General features: G+C 73.4%; 1 protein-coding gene. It reads right to left on the bottom strand.

The window, feature by feature from the left end:
• A partial coding sequence (locus ACFPZL_RS13225) for a DUF6049 family protein (protein WP_382335830.1) occupies nucleotides 1-1,371 on the bottom strand: 1,371 nt, incomplete at both ends.

Raw genomic sequence — 1,371 nt, 5'->3', positions numbered from 1 at the left:
GGCGCCCGCCGTGCGCGAGGTTTCGCTCGGGCCGCTCAGCAGGGTCCGTGCTGCGGCGCCGAGATCGGCATCGGCGACGAGGGTGTCGAAGCCGCCGAGCGCGACGCGGGGTCCGGCCGTGCCGCGCACATTGCCGCTCTCGAGCACGAGTGATTCGATGCCCGCACCGGTGAGCAGTTGCAGCGTGGCGGTCGTCGCTTCGCCCTCGGCCGGCCAGGCCCCCGAGTAGGCCGCGGGCCAGTCGAGGAGCTGCTCGAGCGTGGGGGGTGCCGGGGTGTCGTCGGCGTCTGTGTCTGTGTCGGCATCGCCGTCGTTCTCGCCGGTTCCGGGGATAGCGTCGTCCTCCGCGTCGTCCTCCGCATCGCTTCCGACATCGGAGGTGCCCGAGGATCCGTCCGGGTTCGTGCCGTCGCCGGGATCCGTCGGTTTCGTCGGATCCGACGGCTCGGCTGGGAAGCTGCCGTTCGCGGTGGCGTAGCTCAGGCCGGTCGGCTGCAGCAGCTGCTCGAAACCGAGCGCCGCCTGCGCGGCGGGATCCGCGTCCGCGAACTGCAGCAGGAACTGCGGAAGGGCGGTCGCGGCGAGGCGATCGAGGAATTCGCGCGCCGCCGCAGGAGCGGCGTCGCCGTGAGCGCGGATGCCGGCGATGAGGCGCGGATCCACGGCGAGCGTGGCGTCCCAGCGCTCCGCGGCGTCCAGCAGCGCCGAGAGCCTCGGAACGGTCTGGCTCAGCTGATCCTGCGTAGGCATGTCCGTCACTTCGCCCGGAAGCAGCAGCGGCACGATGAGGGTCAGCCGAACGGAGGCGCCGGCTGTGACACCCCTCCAGACCACCGGGGTCGTCGTGCTGAGGAGCGGCTCCTCGGTCGATGGCGGCCTGGTTCCCGTGTCGTCGCCCGTGCCCTCCCCGTCCGAGCCCTCGCCGTCCGTGCCGGCGTCGCCGTCCGTCTGCGTCGCCGGTACGAAGTCCGCGCGCACCGCGTAGACGCCCGCGTCGTCCTGGAAGCCGAGGGGCATCGCGGCGCGCGGGATCGCGATGGTCAGCTCCTGCCCCTCGCCCGGAGCGGTCTCCCCCACCTCGACGGTGGTGAGCAGCGCCCGATCGGGGCCGACCGTCGCAGCGTCGCCGGACAGCAGCGCGGTGAGCCTCTCCGCATCCTCGATCCGACCGTCCGCGAGCCGGACTTCCAGCCGCCCGGCAGCGAGCGCATCCTCGCCGGTGCTCCGCAGGTGGGCGGTGAAGATGTAGCTCTCGTCGTCCGCCGCGAGGACGGGCTCTTGCGGCGCGAAGTCGAGCTCGCCCGCGGCGCTCACCGCCTCACGCGGTGCGTCGCCCGCCGTCTCGGCATGCGCGGGAGTGCCGTCCAGCGG

The organism is Leucobacter soli (assembly GCF_042659205.1).
Taxonomy (GTDB): Bacteria; Actinomycetota; Actinomycetes; order Actinomycetales; family Microbacteriaceae; genus Leucobacter; species Leucobacter soli.
Note: the sequence above shows the minus strand (reverse complement) of the source record. Positions and strands in the feature narration are given on the sequence as shown.